This is a genomic window from Flavobacterium psychrotolerans, from assembly GCF_003097635.1.
Classification (GTDB): Bacteria; Bacteroidota; Bacteroidia; order Flavobacteriales; family Flavobacteriaceae; genus Flavobacterium; species Flavobacterium psychrotolerans.
In genome coordinates, this window is the sequence record NZ_QCZI01000041.1 from 1 (window position 1) to 1,908 (window position 1,908).

General features: G+C 31.6%; 3 protein-coding genes. All 3 read left to right on the plus strand.

The features are described from left to right. Window positions 1–323 precede the first annotated feature (323 nt). The 3 genes from DB895_RS14050 (at window position 324) to DB895_RS14060 (ending at window position 1,799) form a co-directional block, all read left to right on the plus strand. Complete coding sequence (locus DB895_RS14050) at window positions 324–698, plus strand: exodeoxyribonuclease X C-terminal domain-containing protein (protein WP_116725984.1); 375 nt, start codon at window positions 324–326, stop codon at window positions 696–698. 4 nt (window positions 699–702) lie between these two features. After that, on the plus strand, window positions 703–1,173 hold the full coding sequence (locus DB895_RS14055; RefSeq protein ID WP_116725985.1) for a hypothetical protein: 471 nt from the start codon (window positions 703–705) through the stop codon (window positions 1,171–1,173). A gap of 236 nt (window positions 1,174–1,409) precedes the next feature. Next, window positions 1,410–1,799 carry a hypothetical protein gene (locus DB895_RS14060; RefSeq protein WP_116725986.1) on the plus strand — a complete coding sequence of 130 codons (390 nt, stop codon included), beginning with the start codon at window positions 1,410–1,412 and terminating at the stop codon, window positions 1,797–1,799. The last annotated feature ends 109 nt before the right edge of the window (window positions 1,800–1,908 follow it).

A 1,908-nucleotide genomic window follows, 5' to 3' on the forward strand; every position in this document is an offset into this window, starting at 1 on the left:
TGCCGATAAGGGACTTGCACCCTCTAGATAAAATTCCTACTTTTGAGGAATTGGAAGTGCATGCAAGGCACACACAGCCGTTTCTCGCAATTGCGAATTTTGTTGTAGATTCACATTTGCGTTTCGCAAGAATTTTTATCTTTAACAGAAAATAAAAAGTTCCGAACTTCGCAACTGACGAGAAGCCGCGGAACGTTGGGCAAAATGCCCGAAGGCACTTTGCCCAATAGGCGGACACTTCGCCCAACTCGGCGTTTTGCGAAAACGCAACGCCTTCGCAAAGCGACCGCCTATTGGCAGTAATTTTAAAAGAACACACGTAAATGGAATTATTTGAAACCGAAAGTCATTTCGAATTTGGAAAATATAAATACCGAAAGTTAATTGACGTTGCTAATGAAAATGCAATGTATATACAATGGTGCATAGTTAATCTGAAAGGCTTTGTAATAAGCAACGAAGCTGTTACTGAAATAAAGAAAATATATCCAAAATTTTTAGTTGATGAGAAAGCAGTAATAATACTTAAAAACAAACAAAGAAGTTATGAAGAATATTTAGAAATTGAATCTAAAAGAAACTATGATTACGATGACAATTTTGATGATAATTCTTCTTCTTCAAATTGGGATAATGAATATTATAATGATAGTTTAGACACTGATCAACAGAGTCCCGAATGGTGGGACAGTTTATAAATATATGGAATATTGGAAAAAAATTTTAAAAAGCCAAAGAGGTCGTGGGAAAAGTGGATTAACTATTCCTTTTATAATCGGTAGCCAACATTTTTTGAAGCAAAAAAAATATGAATATGACATTTTCCAGTTAATATTTGAAATCGTAGAAAAAGGAACATTTGAGGTTACATTAACTTTGTGTCCTGATATTCATACATTAATACTTGAAATTAAAAAACCTTATAAAAATGTATACTACCCAAAATTTAACGGGAATGAACAAACTAACTTATCTGTTGCAATAAATTTAATAGATGAATTTGGTGATACAATCGAAAATATAATTTCAAAACTTGTAGAAAAGTTTCAAGACAAAATCAATAATGGAGAATTTTCAGCAAAAAATAGTCAAGATCAAAGAGAAGCAATATGGGGCAGTTTTAGTGAAATAGAGGATTACCCATTTATTATCAAAAGCCTAAATGAATTATAAACTTCTACCAACCGACGTTAGGCAAGATGATTGGTTTATGCTTAATTTAAAGTTGGTTTTGTATTAGAAAATTACTCATTAACAGAAAGATAAGGTTTCCTTAATCTGCTAAATAGCCAAGCGCCGAATCGTTCTTCATTTTAGATATTGAAAAAGATGGATTAATTAAAACAAAGATTTAGGATCAAGAAAATATTGTTTAAAGAAAAATTAGAACATTTTAAAGTATAGAAATTATGGGTTTTACAATTTTACCAATTTGTACAAATTGTGGTTACAAAACAAAGTCAATAGCAATTGGCGGAGGAAGACTAAATCATCATACCGAATGTGGCGCACCTGCTTTAAATACTGAATCTAATGAAATTGAAGAAATAAACCTATATGAATACACAAAAACTACAATAATTAAAAAGAAATTTCTATATTTTTTTTCCAAAAGCATTTCAATTGTAACAAAGAATGAAAAATATATTCCATATTATGAGCCTAGTATGTTCACTGACGATTTGGAAATCGGAAATCATAATTGGGGAAATAAATGCTACAAAAAAAGTAAAAACTTCTGTCCAAAATGCAAATCATACAGTATAGATTTTTTGGATGAAGGAATTTGGTTTGATTAATCAACTACAACTAAACGAAGAAAAAAACTACTGCCAACAGCTAGAGTTTCGTTGCGTGCGCAGCACGAACAATGAAACTCGTGTTGAACGGAACCGATTACAAGTCCGT

Bases quoted from the DNA above. Each gene is read 5' to 3' on its own strand.
- DB895_RS14050 (WP_116725984.1), top strand. From the start codon at position 324: ATGGAATTATTTGAAACCGAAAGTCATTTCGAATTTGGAAAATATAAA.
- DB895_RS14060 (WP_116725986.1), top strand. From the start codon at position 1,410: ATGGGTTTTACAATTTTACCAATTTGTACAAATTGTGGTTACAAAACA.
- DB895_RS14055 (WP_116725985.1), top strand. From the start codon at position 703: ATGGAATATTGGAAAAAAATTTTAAAAAGCCAAAGAGGTCGTGGGAAA.